The 23541-nt window shown below is 45.2% G+C and carries 21 protein-coding genes and 1 pseudogene; 18 read left to right on the top strand and 4 right to left on the bottom strand.

All coding sequences use genetic code 11. The features are described from left to right. Positions 1-189 precede the first annotated feature (189 nt). The 4 genes from HFD99_RS21045 to HFD99_RS21030 all read left to right on the top strand — a co-directional run bounded on the left by HFD99_RS21045 (position 190) and on the right by HFD99_RS21030 (position 2805). Positions 190-612 carry a hypothetical protein gene (locus tag HFD99_RS21045; protein WP_167440995.1) on the top strand — a complete coding sequence of 141 codons (423 nt, stop codon included), beginning with the start codon at positions 190-192 and terminating at the stop codon, positions 610-612. Between the two features lie 195 nt (positions 613-807). Further along, positions 808-993, top strand: a complete 186-nt coding sequence (locus HFD99_RS21040) for a spore coat protein (protein ID WP_017428452.1) — start codon at positions 808-810, stop codon at positions 991-993. 15 nt (positions 994-1008) lie between these two features. Continuing rightward, positions 1009-1308: a spore coat protein gene (locus tag HFD99_RS21035; RefSeq protein ID WP_017428451.1), complete on the top strand. Its 300-nt coding sequence runs from the start codon at positions 1009-1011 to the stop codon at positions 1306-1308. Between the two features lie 156 nt (positions 1309-1464). Then, a complete protein-coding gene (locus HFD99_RS21030; RefSeq protein WP_045245124.1) occupies positions 1465-2805 on the top strand; it encodes an amino acid permease in 1341 nt (446 codons plus the stop codon). Positions 2806-2825: 20 nt separating this feature from the next. Here HFD99_RS21030 and HFD99_RS21025 read toward each other — a convergent pair whose 3' ends face one another. Then, the gene (locus tag HFD99_RS21025; RefSeq protein ID WP_080902360.1) at positions 2826-3458 is read right to left on the bottom strand and encodes a LysE family transporter; all 633 of its coding nucleotides are present in this window, start codon (positions 3456-3458) and stop codon (positions 2826-2828) included. A 276-nt stretch (positions 3459-3734) separates the two neighbouring features. On the opposite strand from HFD99_RS21025, the gene HFD99_RS21020 reads away from it, so the two are divergent. From HFD99_RS21020 to HFD99_RS20995, 6 genes are all read left to right on the top strand, one after another. After that, entirely contained in the window at positions 3735-4703 is a 969-nt protein-coding gene (locus HFD99_RS21020) for an SIS domain-containing protein (protein WP_016819356.1), read from the top strand. Between the two features lie 28 nt (positions 4704-4731). Further along, positions 4732-5544, top strand: a complete 813-nt coding sequence (locus HFD99_RS21015; RefSeq protein WP_113050157.1) for a fructoselysine 6-kinase — start codon at positions 4732-4734, stop codon at positions 5542-5544. A 92-nt stretch (positions 5545-5636) separates the two neighbouring features. Next, entirely contained in the window at positions 5637-6353 is a 717-nt protein-coding gene (locus tag HFD99_RS21010; RefSeq protein ID WP_225164843.1) for a GntR family transcriptional regulator, read from the top strand. A gap of 134 nt (positions 6354-6487) precedes the next feature. After that, positions 6488-8071: an amidohydrolase gene (locus tag HFD99_RS21005; protein WP_123796786.1), complete on the top strand. Its 1584-nt coding sequence runs from the start codon at positions 6488-6490 to the stop codon at positions 8069-8071. A 2-nt stretch (positions 8072-8073) separates the two neighbouring features. Next, complete coding sequence (locus HFD99_RS21000) at positions 8074-9504, top strand: YfcC family protein (RefSeq protein WP_017428446.1); 1431 nt, start codon at positions 8074-8076, stop codon at positions 9502-9504. A gap of 171 nt (positions 9505-9675) precedes the next feature. Continuing rightward, positions 9676-11346 carry a ribonuclease J gene (locus HFD99_RS20995; protein WP_016819351.1) on the top strand — a complete coding sequence of 557 codons (1671 nt, stop codon included), beginning with the start codon at positions 9676-9678 and terminating at the stop codon, positions 11344-11346. 223 nt (positions 11347-11569) lie between these two features. Here HFD99_RS20995 and HFD99_RS20990 read toward each other — a convergent pair whose 3' ends face one another. Next, positions 11570-12835, bottom strand: coding sequence for an NAD(P)/FAD-dependent oxidoreductase (locus HFD99_RS20990; protein WP_025364008.1), 1266 nt, complete (start codon positions 12833-12835; stop codon positions 11570-11572). A 294-nt stretch (positions 12836-13129) separates the two neighbouring features. On the opposite strand from HFD99_RS20990, the gene HFD99_RS20985 reads away from it, so the two are divergent. The 3 genes from HFD99_RS20985 (at position 13130) to nadE (ending at position 16358) form a co-directional block, all read left to right on the top strand. Then, positions 13130-14869 (top strand): two-component system sensor histidine kinase NtrB, encoded by a 1740-nt coding sequence (locus tag HFD99_RS20985; RefSeq protein ID WP_167440994.1) that lies wholly within the window; start codon positions 13130-13132, stop codon positions 14867-14869. Positions 14870-15011: 142 nt separating this feature from the next. Further along, positions 15012-15446 carry a BrxA/BrxB family bacilliredoxin gene (locus tag HFD99_RS20980; protein ID WP_016819348.1) on the top strand — a complete coding sequence of 145 codons (435 nt, stop codon included), beginning with the start codon at positions 15012-15014 and terminating at the stop codon, positions 15444-15446. Between the two features lie 102 nt (positions 15447-15548). After that, positions 15549-16358 carry an ammonia-dependent NAD(+) synthetase gene (gene nadE / locus HFD99_RS20975; RefSeq protein ID WP_025364010.1) on the top strand — a complete coding sequence of 270 codons (810 nt, stop codon included), beginning with the start codon at positions 15549-15551 and terminating at the stop codon, positions 16356-16358. Between the two features lie 91 nt (positions 16359-16449). Here nadE and HFD99_RS20970 read toward each other — a convergent pair whose 3' ends face one another. Next, on the bottom strand, positions 16450-17277 hold the full coding sequence (locus HFD99_RS20970; protein WP_016819346.1) for an alpha/beta hydrolase family protein: 828 nt from the start codon (positions 17275-17277) through the stop codon (positions 16450-16452). 182 nt (positions 17278-17459) lie between these two features. On the opposite strand from HFD99_RS20970, the gene acpS reads away from it, so the two are divergent. From acpS to HFD99_RS25800, 4 genes and pseudogenes are all read left to right on the top strand, one after another. Next, on the top strand, positions 17460-17864 hold the full coding sequence (acpS, locus tag HFD99_RS20965; RefSeq protein WP_016819345.1) for a holo-ACP synthase: 405 nt from the start codon (positions 17460-17462) through the stop codon (positions 17862-17864). A 4-nt stretch (positions 17865-17868) separates the two neighbouring features. Then, a complete protein-coding gene (gene mutY / locus HFD99_RS20960) occupies positions 17869-19101 on the top strand; it encodes an A/G-specific adenine glycosylase (protein ID WP_025364011.1) in 1233 nt (410 codons plus the stop codon). A 799-nt stretch (positions 19102-19900) separates the two neighbouring features. Further along, positions 19901-20788, top strand: coding sequence for an NAD-dependent epimerase/dehydratase family protein (locus HFD99_RS20955; RefSeq protein WP_025364012.1), 888 nt, complete (start codon positions 19901-19903; stop codon positions 20786-20788). Positions 20789-20844: 56 nt separating this feature from the next. Further along, positions 20845-21042, top strand: a pseudogene (locus HFD99_RS25800) (FAD-dependent oxidoreductase); the annotation flags it as partial. 396 nt (positions 21043-21438) lie between these two features. Here HFD99_RS25800 and HFD99_RS20950 read toward each other — a convergent pair. Continuing rightward, entirely contained in the window at positions 21439-22080 is a 642-nt protein-coding gene (locus tag HFD99_RS20950) for a TetR/AcrR family transcriptional regulator (RefSeq protein WP_025364013.1), read from the bottom strand. Between the two features lie 231 nt (positions 22081-22311). Between HFD99_RS20950 and HFD99_RS20945 the strand changes: the two genes are divergently transcribed. After that, complete coding sequence (locus HFD99_RS20945) at positions 22312-23199, top strand: NmrA family NAD(P)-binding protein (RefSeq protein ID WP_025364014.1); 888 nt, start codon at positions 22312-22314, stop codon at positions 23197-23199. Positions 23200-23541 lie beyond the last annotated feature (342 nt).

Below are 23541 nucleotides of genomic sequence, written 5' to 3'. Positions count from 1 at the left end.
CGTAGGGAAAACATGCGATTTGTCACAGTAGCTGCTTTTTTAATTATTTAATTTCAAAGCTTTAAGGTAAATTTTTGAAAAATAAAGGTTTCGAATGTAAAAATACCGTTCCGATTGGTTATATTAACAAATAACATACCTAATGGACCCAAATAACAAAATAAGATAAATTCAGAGGAGATGAAGCACATGGATACGGGTTCTTTCCGTTTTCAATTTCGTGATCCGCAGCAAGCCGCCCAAGCCTGTGAAACATTAAAGGAAATTGGATACTCTGCCAGCACGAACGGTGATACAGGCCTCAGTGTTCACGTTGAGAACCAGGATGTGCTGTCTGCATTAGAGATTTGCCAAGCTTATGAAGGAAGTATAATTGAGACAGGAGTTCTCACTTATCGTCCAGGTAAACAAAGTAATATCGGTGTGCAAAATCCAGGTTATAGCCCGGAGGATTGGATTATTCCAGCGCACATCATTAATGAGGACTGGAGCGAGGCGTATAAAAGCGGCTCTTCCCAAACGTTTACGAACACAACACAGGAACACAACGTCAGCTCTGATCACCAACCGGAAGACGATGTGGACGGTTTTTCAGGTAGCGTCCATACCTAAATAATGGTGTTCACGCTTGCTGCTCACTTTGGAACAAAAAGGTTCCTTCAAACCATGACTAATGGTTTGAAGGAACCTTTTTTCATAATGAGAAAAAGCTGAAAAGGACATTGTGAAAACTAAGGTTCTTGGATCGTGCATAAGGGCAGTAATCGTAGGAAATACCAAAAGAAGTTCAGAAAGGAGGTTTTGATCTTGCAAAAACTCGGAGTTCACGAAAAATTGGAATTGCATGAGCTGCTTACGTTTAAAACAACTTGTATCACAAAAACTCAAGCTATGCTGCCTTTAGTCTCAGATTCAAATTTGAAAAATATTTTACAGCAGGATATCAGTGGCGGTACACAAGATATTCAACAGCTTAAAAATCTGCTTGTATAATGAAGGAGGATTAACGTGAATTCTTTTACTGGGAATATGACTGGTACGACTCCCATGACCGATCAGGTGATTGCTGCCGATCTGTTAATCGCAGCTAAAAGTGGGATCAAAAACTACGCCGCAGCGTTAACAGAGTCCACTAGCCCGGAAGTTCGGAATGTTCTGTGTGACCAATTGAGCAAAGCTGTTAATCTTCATGAGCAAATTTTTAATTATATGAAGAACAATGGTTACTACAACGCCTATGATCCAGATCAGCAAATTCAAATGGATATTCAAAATGCAGACAAGGCACTTTCTTTGCCCAAAATGTGAAACGTTTAATTAAAAAGAAGCACCAGCAAACTTTAATCGAGTTTGCTGGTGCTTCTTTATTACAAATTGAAAGAACTTCACATGAAATATGGAGAAGAAGGAAATCATAAAAAAACAAGGTATCGGTCTCAAATTTAGAAATAGGGTGATTTTCTTATGAGCAAGCCTTCAGCGGGCAAACAAAAAGATCAAAAACTAAAATGGTGGCAGCTGAGCTTGTTAGGAGTTGCAGGCACCATCGGTACAGGGTATTTTCTAGGGTCCAGTTTAGCGATTTCCATTGGTGGTCCAGCCGTACTGATTGCTTACTTTTTGGCAGCAGTTGGGACGTATGTGGTGTTTGACGCTCTTTCGCGTATGACGGCAGATCATCCAGAACAGGGCTCTTTCCGTTCCTATGCCCAAAAAGCATTTGGTAATTGGGCAGGCTTCGGCAGTGGCTGGGTATATTGGTTCTCAGAATTGCTTATTAATGGGAGTCAACTAACCGCGCTGTCTATATTTTCACGTTTTTGGTTTCCTCAGGTACCGATGTGGATTTTTGCGGCAGGCTTCGGACTCTTAGGGCTTGTGATTGTTTTTTTTGGCAATAAGGGCTTTGATCGTGTAGAAAATGTACTCGCCATTATTAAGATGGCGGCTCTTGTGATGTTTCTGGTCCTAGCGATTGCGCTTTTGGCAGGCTGGATCGGAGGAAGTAAATATAATCCGAAGTTTCCCCTCAGCTACAAAGACTTTTTTCCAACCGGTGGCATAGGATTATGGTCATCTTTTATTTTTGCCTTTTATGCATACGGAGGTATCGAAGTGCTCGGAATTATGTCTAACCGACTTCAAAACCCGGAGGAAGCACCCAAAGCAGGAAAGGTCATGCTGATTACGCTGGTTGTAGTGTATGTGCTATCGATTGGGCTGGCTGTGTCTATGGTACCATTAAGTGCCTTTAATCCGAAGGAAAGTCCTTTTGTGCTTGCGCTCAGTAGCGATCATCTGGTCTTTGTGCCTCATTTGTTTAATGGAGTCCTGATTATTGCAGGATTCTCAACGATGACAGCATCGCTATATGCAGAGACTTCGATGATGATTACTCTTGCCCAGGAAGGAGATGCGCCCACACTGTTCTCACGGAAGTGGAAGGGCAAATATCCTCTGTATGCACTTAGTTTGATCTCTGTTGGATTAATCTCTGCAATCGTATTATCGTTGCTGCTACCGGGAAAAGTGTATGAATATATCACAACAGCTGCAGGCTTAATGCTGCTATATAACTGGTGCTTTATTTTGCTGTCTTCAGGTAAGTTACTGGAATCAAGCACATCGAGCAATATTAAACGCTGGATTGGCTTATTGCTGATCGCTTTGGCTGTAGTAGGGGCCTTTTTTCATAAGCTTAGCCGCCCTGGGGTTTACATCAGTTTGCTGCTAGTCTTGTTAATTGCCATATGTGACCTCATTGTACAATGGGTGCGTCGAAAGCACGGCAAGGAACCTCGTTAACTTTATCAAGAAGACAAGCGTTAGCGTAAAAAAAGTAATTGAAATGCCTGTACACCAAAATAAAAGCCAAAGCCTACAAGAGACAGACCTGACATCCAAGAGATGGTTTTAAGCAATCCGGGTCTGAGAAATCGACGGAAAACACTTGAAGCGGCTGCCATCGTCACATCCCAGGCCAACACGCCTAGTACAATCGCTCCGCTGTAAATCAATAGCTGTTGTACTGGATAAGTATTAGCGACGTTGGCCAGTATGGATCCGTAAATCCCAAGCCAGAAAAGGATGGAGAGAGGATTAAACAACGACATCAGAAAGCCGGCTACAAAGGAGTTGGTCAGGGTATTACTATTTCCCCTTAATTCGGATTCTGAAATCACACCAGCATTTTTAATGCTTTCAAGACCTGTATACACAAGCACGAAAAAGCCAAATAGCCATAAAAAAGCTTTGACAAATGGGGAATTAAGAAGATGGATCATTCCCAAATAGACAAGCATCATATAGATAATGTCTGCTGTGATTGCACCTAGCCCAATAAACCAGGCGTGCCAAAATCCATTTTTAATACCTCGATCTAATTGCGCGGCATTGATAGGTCCAATGGGAGCTGAAAGAGATAGACCCAGAAAAACATAACTGATAAATGTATTAATGGTGTTTTCCTCCTTGATTATTTATTGGACGTTATGTATTAGTCTCATTTAGTTTATTCGGACAAACCCATGTGTAAGACCATATTTTTGTGCGTATATGTAGCCACAGCCTCGTTATTTGCTAACCCAATGAATCCAATCCCAAAGGAGCTCTAATCCTTATACAAAAGGGTTAGAGCTTTTTTTAATGAGAGGCTTGACACTTTTGGTGAAAGCGCTTATATTTATCTCGTGAACAATACGTTATATAACGTTATATAAAAGGAGAGATAAAAAATGAATGTACAACAGACGGTTCAGACGATTTATGAACAAGCGAATGGGAAGATTTCTGAGGTTTATTTAGTAGCCTGCGGGGGCTCACTAGTGGATATGTATCCTTCAAAATATTTTCTGGATAGTGAAGCAAGGAAACTGGTAGCAGGCATGTATACAGCGAATGAGTTTGTACATGCGTTGCCTAAACGATTGGGAGCACACTCAGTGGTCATCGTTTGTTCCCACGGTGGAAATACTCCAGAATCGGTCGCGGCTGCTAAATCAGCCAAAGAGAAAGGTGCTTATACCATCGGCTTAACCCACAACAGTGAAGCGAACCTGCTCAACTATTCGGATTATTCCTTCCTCTACGAGTGGGGGGATGAGAGCGATGTTAAAAACAACCCGATGGCCATTATTTTAGAACTTACGGTTGAACTGCTGCAAATCGCTGAGGGATATGCGCATTACCCGGCTTTCCAGAACGGATTGGGGGCAATCAATGGAATTATTAACCGTGCCAAAGTCCAAGTTGAACCACGTGCCCAAGTATTCGCAGACAGATACCGCAACGAGGAACTCTTCTATATCCTGACCAGCGGAGCGTCTTATGGACATGCTTACGGATTTGCCATCTGCTCGCTGATGGAAATGCAATGGCTCCATGCAGCTTCTATCCATTCCGGTGAATTCTTCCATGGTCCGTTTGAAGTAACGGATAAGGAAACTCCATTTATTCTGATGATCAACGAAGGACGTACACGAGCGCTGGATGAGCGGGCACAGACTTTCCTGAATCAGTATGCCGAGAAAGTGGAAGTGATTGATGCAAAGGAGCTTGGCATCGGAACGATTGCAGACGAAGTAGTAGAGTTTTTTAACCCGGTGTTATTCTACAGCATTGTATGTGTGTATCGTGAAGCACTAGCAAATGTACGCAATCACCCATTAGAAACTCGCCGTTATATGGGCAAAGTAGCTTACTAAGCGCACCTACCAACAGGAGGAAACCATCATGAAGGTTCTAGGCATTGGCGATAATGTGGTAGATAAATATGTTCATCTGCGTATGATGTACCCTGGCGGCAATGCGCTTAATTTTAGTGTGTTTGCCAAAAAAGCGGGAGTGGATGCAGCCTTTATAGGTGTGTTCGGGGACGACAACGAAGCACGGCATGTAGAACACACCCTGCGTGAGCTTGACATCGATATTTCACGGTGCAGATATCACAGCGGAGAGAACGGCTGCGCACGTGTAACCCTGGAAGATGGAGACAGAGTATTTCTCGGCAGTAATGAGGGGGGAGTGACACGTCTTCATCCATTGGAATTGAGCGAAGATGACAGGAACTATCTTGGCGGGTTCGACCTAATTCATACTGGCTTGTACAGTCATACAGGTCACTTGCTGCCTGAATTAGAGACGCTAGGAATCCCTATTTCTTTTGATTTTTCAGATGATTTTACAGATACACAAGTAGAACAAAATATTACGTATGCCGATTTTGCATTTTTCTCTTGCAGCCATATGACGGATGAAGAGACACAGAATTATATCCGCTCCAATCGAAAAAAAAAGGGACAAATTCTGGTCGCGACACGTGGCGGTGACCGATCCATCGCCTATGATGGTACGAAGTTCTATTTTCAAATGCCTGATTCCGTTGACGCTGTGGATACCATGGGGGCAGGCGACTCTTATATAACTGCTTTTTTACTGAGCTTTTTGGAAAAAGGCAACATTCAGGATGCTATGGCAGAAGGCTCAAGGCTTGCCGCCCAGAGCTGTCTGGTAGAAGGTTCCTTCGGATACGGCGTTCATTATTGACGATCCTTTTCGAATATCTTCACTTGTAAGAATATGTAACCTTTGATACTCTAAGTGAGAGTGATATAACGTTATATGACAAGTGAGGGTACATGATGTTAAATTCAGACCAAGCGGAGCCATTATATATTCAACTACAAAATGCGGTCAAAACCGCTATTCATAATGGAACATTTACGCAGGGAAGCCGTATACCGACTGAAACAGAGTTAAGCGAGATGTATAATGTAAGTCGTATTACCGTAAGAAAAGCAATCGCCGAATTAGTTCATGAAGGATATCTGACCAAACGTCAGGGAAAGGGCACCTTTGTCAACATCCCCAAAATTGGACGGAAGATTGAACATGTCATCAGCTTTACGGCTGCTTGCAAGTCCAATGGTCTTTCTTCACATAGTGTGGTCACAAAACGTGAAATCGTAGAAGCAGATGAGGAAATTGCACATCAATTGCAGCTATCGCCAGGAGAAAAGGTGTTATTTATCCAGCGTAAAAGATATGCGGATGATCGCCCCCTGATGCTGGAAAACAATTTTTATCCTTATGACCGTTTTGCATTTCTAATGAACGAGCAGTTGGAGGGGTCTGTATACGAGCTGCTGCGGCAAAAATACAGCATTGATCCTAACCAGCCGGGAGAGACGATATTACAAATTGCTTTGGCGGATGAAAATCAGGCCAAGCTGCTGGAGACAGCGATCGGACAGGCGTTGTTTTACATGCATACAATGATCTATGACCAGCATGGAAGCCCGGTTCATGTAGGAAAGCAGTACATCATCGGAGACCGTTATCAATTCTCCATATAATCCGTTGCCTGTAATGCAAGGCGGTTCAGGTAAGTGTGGCTTCTGCTTCCATCCAATAGGGAGAAGCAGAAGCATTAACATAACGTTATATTACGTCATATTGTTAGGTGAATCAATCGTGAGGTGGTGAAACTGTGCAAGGGAAGAAAGATGCATTAGCAGACAAAGTTTTACTCTCCCATGCTATTTTTAATGGATTGGAAAATGAAGCTTCGCCCGGGTTTGTTGCAGTCCGAGGAGAACGTATTGCAGCGGTGGGGCGTCCGGAAGAGGCACAAGCCTGGATAGGTGCGGAAACGGTTGTCTATAATCTGGGCGATGCCTTTATCATGCCGGGAATCCATGACAACCATGTATTTTTTACCGGATACATGTCAATGCATCGGGGCGTGGATCTGGCGCATACGGCCTCCAGTGAAGAAGCAATGGAACTCTTGCTACAAGAGGCAAACAACCTTCCGCCAGGAAAAGATGTAACCGCTTACGGTTGGAACGAGGACAGATGGGGGAAGCTGCCTGAGTCAAGCTTGCTGGATGGATTGTTTCCCGATCGGGCGGTCATCGCTATCAACCGAAATAAAAGCTACTGCTGGATGAACCGATTGGCTGAGGAGAGATATCAGTTTTCGCCGGATCAATGCAGTGCCGAAGCACGAGCTTTACTGCTCCAAGTTATGATGCAGGACCGTAGCCTTGTCCAACAAGAGTTTATGGAATTTTGCCGTATGTTGGCTGCACGAGGAGTTACTTCTATAAAAGATATCGGCTTTGACCGACATAGTGAGCTGCTTCCCATTCTAGATGAGTTGAAGGAAAAAGGTGAATTGCCACTCAGATTTCATTTCTCGCTGGAACCAGTTGTTGAACCGTTTGATATAAACATTGGTATCAAATATAAAGCACTTTACAATGGAGACCTTATTCGTTTCCAAGGTTACAAGCTGATGCTTGACGGCGTTGTAGCAGATCATACAGGGGACATGTTGGAGCCTTACGCAGATATGCCTGGGGTCACGAATTTGAGGACAGTTGATTATGAGAAGATTGAAGCCTCTGTTCTGGAAGCGGACAGCCAGGGGATCAAATGCTGCCTAACGGCAGAAGGCGATGCAGCAATTCGCCAAGCCGTATCCATGATTGAAAAATGCCGCTTGCAGCAGGGCAATCACCTTATCAGACATTCGATCAGTGATCTGGAGTATCCTCATCCAGATGATCTGACCAGAATGGGAGAGAACGAAATTTTTGCCGAGGTCTATGCCCAGATTCTGCTGCTCAATCCTTCTTACGAAGAGGCTTATATGTCTGCAGTGGCAGGCAAACAGAATGAAAACCGCTTTTATAATTATAAGTCCATGCTGGAAGCTAACGTGCCGATCACCATAGGTACTGATTTGCCTTTATTTATCACCAGTGTCCCCGATTCGCTGTATGCAGCCTCTCACCGATTATTCCCGGATGGCTCGCCTGCTGGAGGCTGGTATCCTGACCAAGGAATGCCGCCATCCGAAGTTTTAAAGGCATGGACAATTAATGGAGCCAAACATTGTTATATGGAAGAGGTGACAGGTACGCTGGAGGCTGGAAAATATGCTGACATCGCCGTTTTTGACCGCGACCTCCTTAATGCATCCGCTGATGACATCAGGGATGCCCAAGTGATATTGACCATTATGGGAGGGAAGGTTACGTATAACCATTCTTGGAATGAGGGATAAACATGAACATCACGAATAAGAAATGGAAATTATCCTTGCCCCATAGCTATACCTTAATATTTTTGATTATTATTACAGTCGCCGCGTTGACATGGATTGTACCCAGTGGTCAATTTGAGCGTCATGAAGTGACAGTGAACGGTGTGACCAAAACGGCAATCGTTTCAGGAACCTATCACTCTGTACCCAAAACGGGGGAGAACGGTGATTTGAGACAGGGCATCCCTCAGATCCTTAGCGCTCCGATTGAGGGGATTATCAATGCCGCCGATGTCGTCTCTTTTGTTCTTATCGTAGGTGGCTCCTTCGGTATTATTCTGCAGACAGGCGCCATTGATCGTGCGCTGACAGCTCTTGCCAGGCGGCTAAAGAATAAGGGGATTTTGCTTATTCCCATTGCTATGGTGATCTTCAGTCTCGGAGGTTCTACTTTTGGGATGAGTGAAGAAATTATCCCACTTTATGCGATTTTCATTCCGTTAATGTTTGCCTTGGGTTTTGACTCTATGACAGCGATTCTTATTTTATTTCTGGGAACGCAAATTGGCTATGTTGGTTCGACGGTCAATCCATTTTCGGTGTTGATTGCCCAGGGAATCGCAGGAGTGGAGGGGAATCCTCAGCTCTGGCTGAGATTTATCGAATGGCTTGTATTTACGGCGATTTCTATTGCTTTTACGATGTGGTATGCGCACCGGGTTAAGCGAAATCCAGAGAAATCCATCGTGTTTCAGAGTGATATTATAAACCGCGAGCAATTTATAAAGGAAAGCACAGATGAGGACGTCGTCTTCACATTTCGGGACAAATTAATTATAGGTGGATTTATTGTAACGCTTGGAGCAATTGTTTGGGGGATTTTGGTCAAAGGCTGGTATATGACGGAGATCGGCGCCCTTTTCTTTGCCCTTGGTATTTTTGTTGGGGTTGTCACCAAAATGAGTCAGAAGGAAATAGCTGAGAATTTTGTAAAAGGATGCGGTGAATTTATCTACGCCGCGGTGATCATAGGCCTCGCCCGCGGAATTCTGATTATCGCAGAACAGGGGATGATTATAGATACCGTATTGAATGCACTTGCAAGCGTCCTGGAAGGATTGCCAAGTTATTTATTCACGACTATTATGCTGCTTGCGCATAATATCATTACTTTCCTCGTTCCCTCTTCTTCAGGGGAAGCTGCACTAACCATGCCTGTACTTGCACCGCTTGGCGATCTTGTAGGCATCAATCGTGAAGCTGTAGTCACAGCGTACCAATTTGGTAACGGGTTAACCAATCTCATTTCACCCACAGGCGGAGTGTTGCTGGCAGGATTGGCCATTGCCCGGATCAGCTTTGGACAGTGGCTGAAGGTAATCTTCAAACTATTCCCGATCCTATGGCTGATTGCTGCTATTTTTGCTGCTATATCGGCTGCGGTGGGTATCTAATCAATCAAGTGAGGGCCCCTGTCTGTTAGAGACAAGGGTTTCTTTTTGTGTTGGTGAAACAAGTCCTCTCTTATGTAGGAAGGCTACTCATTTCTTTCCCAATAGGGTGTATAAGTTTACGTGGAAAATAAATAATATGGATAGCATTTTCCTAAGGAGGAAATAAACTTGATGCTTGCTGATAACAGATTACTCATTGCTGCTTTAGGCGGTGTTAATGAGATTGGTAAAAATATGTACCTTATCCAATATGATCAGGATATTGTCGTCATTGATTGTGGTTCCAAGTTTCCTAATGAAAATTTGCCTGGTATTGACCTCATTGTACCAGATGTCACCTATCTACAGGAGAATCAGGATAAAGTCAGAGCGCTCATTGTAACGCATGGCCATGAGGATCACATCGGGGGCATTCCTTATTTACTGAAGCAGATTAATATCCCCGTATATGGCACAAAACTCACTATCGAATTGATTAAAATTAAGCTAAAGGAACATAACCTTTTACGTGATGCTGAGCTTCATCTTATAGATGCGGATTCAACGATTCAGGCGGGTTCGATTCAGGCATCCTTTTTCACCACTGTACACAGCATCCCTGATTGCTTGGGCGTCTTTTTCAAGACACCAGAAGGAAATGTGGTTCATACCGGGGATTTTAAATTCGACATGTCTCCTGTCAGCGGACCTTTCCCTGACCTTCATCGCATGGCTGAGATTGGAAAACAAGGAGTTAAAGTGCTTCTTTCCGAAAGTACAAATGCCGAAAGACCAGGCTTTACTCCTTCGGAGCGTTTGGTTGGCGGGCATATTTTGGACGCTTTCGCCAGAGCCAAACAGCAAGTTTTCATTTCTACATTTGCTTCCAATGTTAACCGTGTCCAACAGGTCATTGATGCGGCTGTGGAGACAGGCAGAAAACTTGTTTTACTGGGGCGCAGTATGATCAATGTGGTGTCCGTGGCTAAGGAGTTGGGATTCTTGCACATGCCGGAGGACTTGTTAATTGAGGCTGGAGAAACGGAGCGGTATCCTGCAGAAGAAATTGCAGTATTATGTACAGGAAGTCAGGGGGAACCGATGGCTGCACTGTCCCGACTTGCCAATTCTCTGCATCCCAAAATCGAAATTTTGCCTGGTGATACTGTGATCATCGCTGCAGGAGCTATACCCGGGAATGAACGAAATCTTTCCCAAGTCATCGATAACCTGTACGTACTGGGCGCCAACGTGATTTATGGATCGGGCAGCGCCACGGGGATGCACGTATCCGGTCATGGCAGCCAAGAAGAGTTAAAATTAATGATGACCCTAATGAAACCCCAGTATTTGATTCCTATACATGGTGAATTCAGAATGCTGCATCAGCATCGTCAGCTAGCAGAGTCAGTAGGGATTCCGATGGAGAATGTATTTATCGTCCAAAACGGTGAGACGATTCAAATCGCAGAGGGAAGGGCATCCCTGGGGCCCAAAGTACCATCCGGCAATAGCCTGGTAGACGGGCTGGTAACTGGTGATGTAGGTAATATTGTACTGCGGGACCGTAAAAAACTTTCCTCAGACGGTATGCTGATTATTGTGATGACTCTGAGCAAAAACGAGAAGCAAATGCTCGCTGCGCCAGAGGTTATATCCAGAGGTTTTGTATATGTTAAGGATTCCGAAGAGTTGATGAATCAGATTCGCGACACGATTATGACCACAGTGAACGAGTTAACAGAAATCGAAATGAGTCAGTGGGGCCTGATTAAGCAGATGTTAAAAGATAATGTGGGTCAGTTTATTTACAGCCAGACCAAGAGAAGACCTATGATTTTACCTATCATTATTGAGGTATAGGCATAGCGGTAAACGTCAAAACAAGATAGAGCGTATTCTTTACGCGATTAATCAAAAAAAGACTTAAACCAGTGATACAACTGATTTAAGTCTTTTTAATTTCCTTTTCCTATCTCCCCTAAAAAACGAGGATGCAGTGGTGGTATGCAGCGCAGCGGAGGATTTGAATCTTGAGAAGGGCCAGCGATCATAAGATCAATGCCTACGCTAGTGCCTCCCACTCCTACAGCATCTCGTTTAAAGCCGCTTGCGTCCCTGCTGTATGCCCTGTCGTAAACGCAGCCGTAATATTATAGCCTCCAGTGTAGCCGTGAATATCCAGAATCTCACCGCAGAAAAACAATCCAGGCATCAGCTTGGATTCCATTGTTTTCGGATTAATTTCCTTCAAGTTCACACCGCCCCCGGTAACAAATGCTTCTTTCAGCGAGAGCGTACCATTCACACGAATGGGAAACGCCTTGATTCGCTGGGCGAGTTCTTGCCATTGCTGCTTGGGAATATGATCATAGGTCAAATCTTCACGCAGTTCAGCTTGCTGAAGCAGTAACGGAATCATGCGTTCCGGTAAATAAGACTTAAGTACGTTTTTGATCGCCTTTTTTGCATCGACCGATGCCAGTTCCAGCGTCTCACGGTAGACTTCATCAGCATGTTTATGAGGCTGTAAATCGAGAGTTAATAACACCGTGTTTACCTTATCCTTTTTCATTCCCTTGACGACAAACTGACTGCAACGCAAAGCAGTTGGACCAGACAAACCAAAATGTGTGAAAATCATATCTCCTTCATGAACGACAACCTTCTTTTGTTTCGCATTCCATACGGTTAGGCTGATGTTTCGTAAGGAGAGTCCCTGAAGCTCTTTTGTCTGGATGAATGTCTCGCCTGACGTTAGCGGTACCTCTGTTGGATATAGTTCCGTAATGGTATGCCCTGCTTGCTCTGCCCATGCATAGCCGTCACCTTCCGAGCCTGTATGAGGGACGGACTTGCCACCGACAGCGACTATGACGTTACGGCTACGCAGCATTTCACCGGAACGCAGCCGCACGCCAGCCGTATGACCTTCTTTGTAAATCACTTCTTGAACAGGACAGCTTGTCCGAATTTCGACTCCTTGAGAGCGTACCTTATTAATCAAAGCGTCGACGACCGTTTTGGCTTTGTCCGTCACTGGGAACATGCGCCCGTTGTCTTCTTCCTTTAAGGCTATACCTAGTTGTTCAAAGAAGGCGATGATATCCCGATTGCCGAAAGCAGCCAGGGCACTGTGCAGAAAACGGCCATTGCCGGGAATGTGGCGAATGAGTTCATCCAGCTCTTTTGCATTCGTGACATTGCAGCGACCTCCGCCGGAGATCCCCAGCTTTCGTCCGAGTTTATTTCCCTTTTCCACTAAAAGCACCTTGGCGCCCTCGCCACTAGCAGCCGCCGCGGCCATTAAGCCGGCTGAGCCGCCTCCGATCACAATTACGTCGTAAGTCATAAGCCTCTTCCTTTTCGTCGACAAATTTTCAAAAAATTCAGAATCGCGTAACAAATTTTCCATCATATCGTAATCCCGTCTCTTTAGATAGACTCTGAGCACAGTAGCTGTGTATATCTTCTATTTTATAGGAGTAAGTAAAAAAACGTAAAAACGATCCTCTTATATATATCCGGTATTTAGCAGAATTTGTCGTTCTACACCGGGATTTTAACACATATATTGTAATATATTGTAGCCTGTGCTTTAATTCAACTAACGGCGTCAAGGAAAGATGATGAGGGGGAGAAGTCCTTGTTAATTGCGTTAAAGGAAAGTGTGCTCCAAGTTCTCCTTGCCGTTATATCGGCGGGTTTTTTCTCTATATTAACGGATTATGGAGACAAGAAAAAGGTTTGGGCAGGCCATCTGCTTCCCGGACCTCATCAAGGCATACTTTATTTGTGTTGCTTGCCAGCCATATTGCTATGTTCGCTCTTTCAATACCAGCCTCCATATGGCCTACCTTCCAATCTCGGTATTATTCCCCTTACTGTGGGCGTCATGTACGGTACACGTCGCACTTCCTTTGTACTCGCTGCTTCTGCATTGACGGGTGTCCTAATTATAGCGCAGTCGATAGAAATGTCCCCAATGTATGTGGGCACTGCTTTTATCCTTTTTCCTTTTATGCTACTGCATGTCAAGTTTTTTCAAAGAGGAACATTGTTGGACAAAAAGCTCGTAATTTTCACATATGTGGTGGCTGATATGCTGCTTAAGGCTTTATTACCGCTATTGTGGGGCAAACAGAACATTTCAGTATACATTCCTGATCTGCTTACAACGTTTTGGAATGTTGCTGTAGGTGTGTTGGCAAGTTTTGCGGTCGTAAGTCTGATGCATAATTCCTTTGAGAAACTGACGCTGCGGCGAGATGTAACTGAGTTTACGAGCAAATATTTAATCGAAGTGGATAAGCTGCGTCAAGTCATGGATTTGATGCCGTTATCTCTTGTTACTTTGGACAGCGAAGAACGAGTTATACATATGAACAAAACGATGCTGGAGCTCTACCGGGACTTCGATCCCTTTATTACGCTGCCTGAGGTCGTAGGCCGTCCCTTAAACACGTTGTACGGTTTTAGCGCTTCGCCTGTAGTTAACGAACGAGTTGCGAAAGCATTGGAAGGAGAAGCAGGCGCTGATTTTATAAATGTATCTCCCAAAGTATTCTTTTCAAGTTTCCTCCCTTTTCGGGATAAACATATGAATCAAACCACAGGCGTCATTATCGCCTTGCAGGACATTACAGAGCTGGAGACGCTCCGCAGTGAGCTGGGCAATTTTGAGAGGCTCAGTCTGGTCGGGCAGATGGCCGCGGGCATTACTCATGAAATACGTAATCCGATGGCGGTTGTGCGCGGGTTTTTACAGCTTATGCGCGAGAAAAGCCCTGATTCTCTAGGCCATTACTACCGCATCGTAATGGAGGAGCTGGATCGGGCGAATGGGATTATTAATGATTTTCTTTCCCTGGCCCAGAATCGGATTGTCGAGAAGGAGCAGTGTCATCTGCATGACATCATTCGTGAACTAACACCTCTATTGTGGGCAGATGCGAACCTGAGGGGACAGACGATCGAGTTAAAGCTGGAGGATCATGTAACGATGCTGCATCTGAACCCTAAGGAGATCAAGCAATTGCTGCTTAATTTATCGCGTAATGCGATGGAAGCTATGGGGGAAAAGGGCGTGCTGACCATTTCTACTCATGAGGAAGGGGATTTTGTCGAACTGGAAGTGAGGGATACAGGTCTGGGAATTCCACCAAAACAGCTTGAAAAGCTGTTCCAGCCTTTTTATACAACCAAAACGAAAGGTACAGGTTTGGGTCTGGCCTTATGTCAAAGTATAGTAGAGCGTCATCACGGTACGATTGCCGTAGATTCGGTGGAGGGAATGGGCACACAGTTTAAAGTCCGTCTGCGCAGAACCATTCCGACTTATCGGGAGCATTCTGAGCCTCCTGTCATAAATTCGATACAGAAATAATTGTGCAAAGATGTAACCGGATTTTTTGCAAATTACGTGAAAAAGATTGTATAATGGGCTTTAGATGTCCATGCCTTTACTACGGCACAGGATGAAATTAGAAACGTAGTATACATGATTTAATGAAAAGGAGTGAAAGAATATGTCTATGTCTTTCGATCAATATATGAGAGATTCAGTTCAGCCTATGCGCGATGAACTGACGAATCTTGGGATTCAGGAATTGCGTACTTCTGAAGATGTGGAGGCCAAGCTGCCTGATGCTAAAGGTACAGTGCTGGTGGTTGTGAACTCGGTATGCGGTTGTGCCGCAGGCCAATGCCGCCCGGGTATAGCTGAAGCGCTGAAGCATGATATTACGCCGGATCATCTGTATACGGTTTTTGCGGGACAGGATAAGGAAGCAACGGCGAAGGCTCGCGAATTTTTCGCACCGTATCCGCCATCTTCCCCTTCGATCGCGCTGCTGAAAGACGGCGAACTGGTTCACTTCATCGAGCGACATCAGATCGAAGATCGTTCGGCAGATCAGATTGCTGCTGATTTGACCGGTGCATTTGACCGTTTTTGCCGGTAAGACTGCTCAAGCTATGCCCCCGCATTTTTCGCCTGCGAAACTTGCCGGGGCTTTTGCGTGTTGGCTTGTGAAGGAAATTCCTAAAAAAGAGGTGCTTATCTGATGAGTTTGCAGGAACAGATTATTGCTGAATTGGGAGTACAGCCTACGATCAACGTAGAGGCGGAGGTCCGCAAGCGTGTGGATTTCCTCAAGTCGTACGTAACAAAAACAGGAAGCACAGGGCTGTTGATCGCCATTAGTGGCGGGATTGACAGTGCCGTAGCTGCCGCCTTGTGCAAGCAGGCTACAGATGAGTTGACGCAGGAGCAAGGGCAAGAATACAAAACGCTAGGTGTATTCCAGCCATATGGTCAACAGGAAGATATTGATCATAGCTACGCAGTGGCTAAAGCGTTCAATTTGAAATATGCTGGGGAAACGAACATTAAGGAAGCCGTGGATGAGGTTGCCGTGGAAGTGGAGCATGCATTAAAGGATATGGGTCTGGAACGTTCCATCACTCCGCAAGTGAGAGGGAATGTAAAGGCAAGAACACGTATGGTGGTTCAGTACGCACTCGCGAATGAACTGAACCTGCTCGTCGTGGGTACAGATCATGCTTCAGAAGCCATTACAGGCTTTTATACCAAATGGGGCGATGGTGCGGTCGATATTACACCGCTCAGTACGCTCAACAAACGTCAGGTACGTTTGTTAGCCAGCTATCTTGGAGTTCCACAGGCTATTTTGGACAAAGCGCCTACAGCAGGATTATGGGAAGGCCAGACGGATGAAAAGGAACTGGGAATCTCCTACGAAGCAAACAGCGACTACCTGGAAGGCAAGGAAATTGATCCGGCGGACCGCGAAAAGCTGGAAAGCTATTTTACACGTACAGCACATAAGCGGACAAGCATTCCAGGAGTGTAAGCATGAATCATTTTGGAATTGTAAAATGCTAAACTAAATAAATGCGGCGATCCGCCTGGCGGATCGCCGTTTGTATTGAAGGGGCTATTGCCTAATTGGTGATCCAGTCAATGAAGCGGCGGGTTTCGGTAATCGCCTGATCCAGTTGAAGACTGCCTCCCTGGAATGGGTGAACCGTGTTAAAAGTATGATTGCCGCCTTGAATTTGTACCCACTCGATATCGGGACGAACGGAGGTGAGTTGGGCAGAGCCTTCCCGTAGACGTTTGGAGTCTTCGGTTCCCTGGATAAGCACAACTGGGAGCTGGCTGTTGGCAAGTCTGTCTACAATGGCAAAACGCTCGCGATTGTGCTCCAGGTCGTCCAGAATGACAGCATCCAGCGGAAGCTGTTGCCCGGTTCTGGCGTTCTGCACATAGCTGCGTCCCTTGGCACGCATTTCTTCTTTTTGCGGTAAAGTAAACAGATCAAGATCCGTTACGCCATTCCATGAAATGACGCCAGCAATCTCGCCGGGATGATCTAGAGCATATACAAAGCAGCTTCCCGCACCTCGGCTATGTCCTAACAGAAACAACGGCAATTCTCTGAATTCGTGGCGTGCTCTCAGATTGGACAGTAATAGTACCAAATCCTCTTGTTCGCGGCTATAGGTGTTGCGTGCGAACTTTTCCAGCTCGGTAAAATTCTCCAGATCCTCACCTATGCCATTATGTGAAAAGTTGAAGGTTACCACATGGTTATCCATACTCAATGCTTCTGCTATAAAGGGGAACATACCCCAATCCTTAAATCCTTTGTAGCCATGAGCGATGATGAGCAGGCTTTTGGCCGTATTTTTAGCGGGAAACCAGGAGGCACGGATCACCGCATCTGTTCCTGCATCGGTACCTGCTTCAACCACAATCGTTTCTGACATCCTATCCTTCCTTTCTACGGGAGTTTTTAAACCGGCATATCCGCGAATTTCAAGCATTCACTGATTGCCTCTCTCATTTTAACATATTTTGGTGACGCTTTTACGCCTTTGCGACTCGCCAGGGTGTGGACGCACTGTTACAATAGATCCAGTAAAGTAAAAAAAGGGCGGGGAATACCCAAATGATCTACGGAATTGGACATGATGTACTGGAAATAAGCCGTATGGCTCATATTTTGGCAGGTAAATATGCAGATGCATTTTTGAATCGGGTGCTGACCCCGGCAGAACGCGAGCTTGCAGTGGAACGTAAGGGAAGGCTAGCGGAGTTCGTAGCAGGGCGCTTTGCCGCCAAGGAAGCGGTAACGAAAGCCTTCGGCTGTGGAATTGGACAAATCATCGGGTTCAGTGATATGGATATTCTACCTGAACCTGGGGGGAAGCCCGTAGTTTATTTGTCTTCGTCTGCGTGGGATCGACTGAGATTGCCGAATACGGGTGACTCGAATTACAGCATTCACTTGAGTATTACACATCAGCCTAACATTGCCTCTGCTTTTGTGATTGTCGAATATAAGGAGACGTGATGGGATGACTACAAATACATTGGAACAAAAGCGTTATTTTAGCTTTGAACTGTTGAATTGGTATACACGTAACAAACGCGACTTGCCGTGGCGCCGCCATCGCAATCCTTTTTATATCTGGATTTCGGAAATTATGCTTCAACAGACACGTGTCGATACGGTCATTCCGTATTTCAATCGCTTTATTGCACGTTTTCCGACGATTGAAGCGCTGGCGGAAGCGCCCGAGGAGGATGTGCTCAAGCTATGGGAAGGGCTGGGGTATTATTCACGGGCCCGGAATTTGCAAACGGCAGCGAAACAGGTAGTTGAGCTTCACGGTGGGCAGGTGCCGGATGATACGCAGGCTGTTGCGGCACTGAAAGGTGTAGGTCCATATACGACGGGGGCCATTATGAGCATTGCCTTTAATCGACCAGAGCCTGCTGTAGACGGGAATGTGATGCGTGTGCTGTCACGTTATTTCCTCATTGAAGAGGATATTATGAAGGGTAGCACGCGGTCGCATATGGAAAGTCTGGTCAGGGAGCTGATTCCCGAAGGGAGAGCCTCTGATTTTAATCAGGCGCTGATGGAGCTGGGAGCGCTAGTCTGCACGCCAAAGTCGCCCCATTGCCTGACCTGTCCGGTCATGGAGCATTGCTCGGGCAGGCTGGCAGGCCGCGAGGAGACGCTGCCAGTCAAAACAAAAGCGAAGCCGCCGCGTCTGGAGCCGCGTTCCGTCGCCCTCATTGAGGGCAGCGGCGCGAACGCAGGTCGCCTGCTTGTACGGCAACGCCCGGCCAAGGGCCTGTTGGCCCGCATGTGGGAACTGCCGCATGAGCTTGCCGGGCCGGAGGGTTACAACGGCCCGGTGCCGGATGAGCCAGCCATGGATCACCTGGCGGCTCATTTGTTGGCAGAGGGCGTGCATGCGCGCCCGGTGCGGTTTGTACGTGAGGCGGAGCACACGTTCAGCCACATTCACTGGAACCTGCGTGTGTTCCAGTGTGAAGAGGTCGCCGCCCCTGCCGGGAAGGCGGGCGAACAGCCGCTGGCTGCCGAGCAGCGGGCCAGCTACAGCACCGCGGCGAAGCCAGGTGCGTTGATTGCACTGGCTGAGCAGGCAGAGCACGCGCACAATGCGCTGCCGGCGGGGTACCGCTGGATCAGCGAGGCAGATATGTCCACCTTGGCGTTTCCAAAGGTGTTCCTTGATCTGATCACCGAATATTATGCGAAGCAAAAAGAGAACTGATGTTAATAAAATAACTGTCGGCAAAAGATAAAGTATTAGACTTAGCCTAGAAAATGGAAACAGCGACAACTAAGGACGAGAAAATAAAGTCCTAGACTGTCGCTGTTTCCATTAAACTAACGTTTCCCGTTAGTCCAATATCCTTTACAAAAGAAACCAAAGTAGGAATTTATTTAAATAATATGCAGAAGATATCCTAATGTTGATAGCTTCATCGGCCGAGCTGAGAGAATTGCGGGACGAACGATGCTCGTTGTTAAAAAACATTTGACACGAGAAAGACATAAAGCTAACAAAGAAATTGCGAATATCTTTGAATAATTGTTTTTAAAATTTTCAATTTATTTAACCACTGCCAGTTGATTTCGACAGAGTCTATGACCAGATATTTCCAGTCTTCTGGTACGCTTAGCAGTTATAGCATGTGGAATACGTTGCTATGCAACCCGTCTCATACGGGATGCTAAGAGCAACAAGTTTAAGATGACAATGGTTTATGTTTTTAGGCGAGCCAGGTACTTGACATACGTGATCCGTAGCTCTAAAATGAGCTAAGTCATTATGGACTCGATGAGTCGATAATCGGAGCGCAAATGAATTATTCTTAACTCGACTATGCACTTCGTGTCCATGCGATCAAAGGAGCTGATTCTTTGTATGAATGCAAGCTGAATCACGCACCTTTTTTTGCTCAATTACAGACATTGAGTATCTATAATATCTTATTATTAATTTGAGTATAGGACACAGTGACAGATCGAATCACTTAAAAGAACTTAGATTAGGGAGATGACAAACGATGAAAATATTTATGACAGGCGTTACCGGATATATCGGAAGTTCTGTGGCTAAAGTATTGCTCGATGCAGGGCATTCTATCTATGGTCTGACCCGGAGCACCAGCAAAATAAACGAGCTGAAAGAGCTTGGAGTGGAGCCTGTCGTGGGCACACTTGGAGATACGGAAATACTGGCTGATTACGCAAAACGGAGCGATGGAGTGATTCATACAGCTGACGTTGCTCACCGCAAGGCTATTGAGACGTTTATTAGCGCTTTGCGCGGTACAGGAAAGCCGTTGATTCACACATCCGGTTCAGGCAACGTTGGGGATGATGCCAAGGGCGAATTCCAGAGCGAGCAAATCTATAACGAAGAAACACCTGTAACAAGGGACTTGGAATCGATTCGAGTCAATGAGCTGGTGCGTAAAGCAGGGGTCGATCAAGGAGTACGAGGCATTGTCATCGTACCTTCCATGGTGTATGGAACGTCTCTCGGACTTCCAAGAGACAGCATTCAGCTTCCAATGATTGTACAGAAATCGAAAGAAATGAAGGCCGGAGTCTACATTGGCAAAGGTCTGAACAGATGGTCGAACGTCCATATTCGTGACTTGGCCCAATTGTATCTTCTTGCACTAGACAAAGCGCCATCCTCTTCTTACTTTTTCGCAGAAAATGGCGAGGAATCGTTCCGTGATCTAAGCCGTTACGTAAGTGAGGCGCTTGGATATGAGGGACGCACGATGAGCTGGTCTCTGGAAGAAGCGGTTGGTGAATTTGGCCTTCTGGCTCAATATACACTTGCGACGAATTGCCGAATTCGCTCTGTGCATACTCGAAACTTGCTTGGCTGGAAGCCTGAAGCCGAATCCGTGCAAACTTGGCTTGCCAATAGCTTTTGAAGATTGTGATATTGATCAGGGAGGTAGAAGGAAGATGACCGGAGACTGAGGCCGAAATATATGATCTTGCGATTGTTGGCGGTGGCCCTGCTGGACTGAACGCTTGCCTTGGTGCTGGCTCGTTCACGCAGACGGGTACTGGTAATCGATAAGGAGATGCCAAGAAATCATGTGACAAAAGAGTCTCATGGCTTCTTGACACGTGTTGGGATTACGCCCGGCGGATTGCAAGGGAACAGATATTGAAGTACCCTTAATGATTACATTCTTTCTAACGCGAGCCATTTCGATATGGAAGTAAACAAATTGGATTTAGAAGCAATATTGGCACTGTGTAGCAATAGCAGCTCGGACTAAAACTTTATTTTTTGCGTACAACTTACGATTTGCCATTAAGCTGACCTGCCCGTTAATGTAATGAAGTTGCCGGTCAACACAGGCAGCTTCATTTTCGTCGTTTATTCAATTATCGTTTCTACGTTAGCATAATGATTTACAGTGATACGGTTCACCGCGCTATCTCTAACCGCTAAGTTTAATGGTCATCTACCCGGATGGCCTTTTAGCGTTATAAGCTACAAATTTTACAACAATTACTCCGATAACGGGACGATAGCATCATGAGAACAAGTCGTAGGAAACGAACGCGTTTACGAAATGGTTTGTAAAATGCGAATGATTTCTTTTTCGATAACTGAATCGTCAACAGTATCCAGATATTCTGGACTAATCACTTGATACTGTTTCATTCTATAAAACTCCATAACGGCTTGTTTCAAGGTCAGATCATACCATTGAATACTAAAGGTCGGTTCCATAATGCGCCGAAGCGTCGCATCATCTTGAACTAAGGACAGCGCAGCGTGCATTCTGTTAAAAATCTTCTTATCCATACCGGATTGAAAAAATGATTGTAAATTTTTAATTCTATTTTGTTGAGCAACGGAAATTTTTTCAAAAAGTCGTGGATAAAACTCCTTGAGGTCTTGCAGGAACAAATCGGATAAATAAATAACACCTATTAACGATTCCAGAAACGTTTTTTGAAATCGATCAATATATGAAACGGAATCATCATATACAACGGTGTCAGCCTGCTGCAAATACTGAATTCCATACTCTACAACCTGTTCAATGATTTCATCTTTGGATGAAAAGTGCTTGTAAAGCGTCACTTTACTAATATCCATATGTTTTGCGATATCGTCAATTTTCATTTGGCTGAATCTGGTTCTTCTAATTACAGGTTTGATTTTATTTAGATATTGATCTGCGCTCACGGGTTTTCTCACGATTGAAGCCTCCTCTAATGCTCATCAAATCATACTATATCAAAATAGCTGTATCAACAAACAATATTGAATAAAAATATTAAATTAACTAATTTTATTAATTTAGTTTACTTAGTTAATTTGTCGTTGTATAATCTCTCTTGTAATGAATAGCCAATCGAGGAAGGGATAACGGTCTCAAAAGCGATATACATTTCTCGAAATCACATTATTAAAAAAGGAGAATACACAATGAAAATCACAGTTCTCGGCTCACTCGGCAATATCAACCGCAACTACCTGCCATCCCTAATCGCAGACGGCCACGATGTCACCGTCATCACAAGCTCCAAAGATCGTATCGCCGACATCGAAGCGCTTGGGGCCAAACCAGCAATCGGATCAAACCTCGACGTCGAATTCCTCGCGCAGGCCTTCGCAGGTAGTGACGTCGTTTACCTCATGATTTCGGGCATCAATTATGCCTCTGGCACCGACATGTGGCAGATCGCTATTGATCTTGCTGAAAATTATAAGGCCGCTGTGCTAAAATCAGGCGTAAAAAATGTCGTCAACCTCAGCTCAGTCGGCGCCGACAACGCAAACGCCGGCATTCTCTACAGCTATCATTTTGCAGAAGACGCGCTAAACTCGCTTGAAAGCGTGAACGTTGTCCACATCCGGCCTGTCGGCTTTTACAGCAATCTTTTTGCCGACATGCAAAGCCTCAAAACCCAGCAGACTATTTTCAGCCCAATTTCTGTTGACATCCCACAAGGCTGGGTCAGCCCCGTTGATATTGCAAACGTCGTTTACGCCATGATTTCTCACACCCCAGCGGGTAAAAGCGCGAAGTTCATAGTTAGTGACTGGGCCACAGGCAACGACTGGCTCAACGCCCTTGCAGAGAAAGGTATCGAAGCCAAATACCAACAAATCCCCGTTGAAACTCTTGCTGAGAATATGAAAAAAATCGGCTTCCACGAGAACACTGCCAACGGGTTTGCCCAAATGAACCGCGCCTGCGAGAACGCCGACGAGTTCTACGCCAGCCTCCGTGCAACCGACTACCACCTTGGTAAAGTCAAGGTCGGAGACTTTGCGGAAGTTTTTGCAGACGTGTATAATAAATCTGTTTAAACAGTCCAGAATGCTGTTAACCTGCGGATGAGAATGCGTCTAAGTGCGCTACTTCTTTCGATAACTTGACCCGGAGAATCTTGGGATGGTAGCCTGTTCATCCTGCTCTAATCTCAGACCTCGAACAGGGTTTTACTCTGACTTGGTTTTGACATATAAAGAACAAAGCTCGCTGAAGTGATAGCGAGCTTTGTTCTTTATTGATAAATGCGCACAAAAAAAATCCTTACCTGTGATAGGTTCATATCGAATGACTTTAAACTAACCTGCCCGTTCGTATTATGAGATCAACCAGTTCTTTCTGGTTGATCCTTTTTTCATTTGCATAGAGGATTAAGGTAG

It is taken from the genome of Paenibacillus sp. EKM301P (assembly GCF_011800295.1).
In the GTDB taxonomy this organism is placed as follows: Bacteria; Bacillota; Bacilli; order Paenibacillales; family Paenibacillaceae; genus Paenibacillus; species Paenibacillus polymyxa.
The sequence above is the reverse complement of the archived record's forward strand: the minus strand, read 5'-3'. Positions and strand labels throughout refer to the sequence as shown.

Excerpts from the sequence above, each read along its gene's own strand:
- HFD99_RS21045 (WP_167440995.1), top strand. The coding sequence starts at position 190 with ATGGATACGGGTTCTTTCCGTTTTCAATTTCGTGATCCGCAGCAAGCC.
- HFD99_RS21030 (WP_045245124.1), top strand. The coding sequence starts at position 1,465 with ATGAGCAAGCCTTCAGCGGGCAAACAAAAAGATCAAAAACTAAAATGG.
- HFD99_RS21020 (WP_016819356.1), top strand. The coding sequence starts at position 3,735 with ATGAATGTACAACAGACGGTTCAGACGATTTATGAACAAGCGAATGGG.
- HFD99_RS21015 (WP_113050157.1), top strand. The coding sequence starts at position 4,732 with ATGAAGGTTCTAGGCATTGGCGATAATGTGGTAGATAAATATGTTCAT.
- HFD99_RS21010 (WP_225164843.1), top strand. The coding sequence starts at position 5,637 with ATGATGTTAAATTCAGACCAAGCGGAGCCATTATATATTCAACTACAA.
- HFD99_RS21000 (WP_017428446.1), top strand. The coding sequence starts at position 8,074 with ATGAACATCACGAATAAGAAATGGAAATTATCCTTGCCCCATAGCTAT.
- HFD99_RS20995 (WP_016819351.1), top strand. The coding sequence starts at position 9,676 with ATGCTTGCTGATAACAGATTACTCATTGCTGCTTTAGGCGGTGTTAAT.
- HFD99_RS20990 (WP_025364008.1), bottom strand. The coding sequence starts at position 12,835 with ATGACTTACGACGTAATTGTGATCGGAGGCGGCTCAGCCGGCTTAATG.
- HFD99_RS20980 (WP_016819348.1), top strand. The coding sequence starts at position 15,012 with ATGTCTATGTCTTTCGATCAATATATGAGAGATTCAGTTCAGCCTATG.
- nadE (WP_025364010.1), top strand. The coding sequence starts at position 15,549 with ATGAGTTTGCAGGAACAGATTATTGCTGAATTGGGAGTACAGCCTACG.
- HFD99_RS20970 (WP_016819346.1), bottom strand. The coding sequence starts at position 17,277 with ATGTCAGAAACGATTGTGGTTGAAGCAGGTACCGATGCAGGAACAGAT.
- acpS (WP_016819345.1), top strand. The coding sequence starts at position 17,460 with ATGATCTACGGAATTGGACATGATGTACTGGAAATAAGCCGTATGGCT.
- mutY (WP_025364011.1), top strand. The coding sequence starts at position 17,869 with ATGACTACAAATACATTGGAACAAAAGCGTTATTTTAGCTTTGAACTG.
- HFD99_RS20955 (WP_025364012.1), top strand. The coding sequence starts at position 19,901 with ATGAAAATATTTATGACAGGCGTTACCGGATATATCGGAAGTTCTGTG.
- HFD99_RS20945 (WP_025364014.1), top strand. The coding sequence starts at position 22,312 with ATGAAAATCACAGTTCTCGGCTCACTCGGCAATATCAACCGCAACTAC.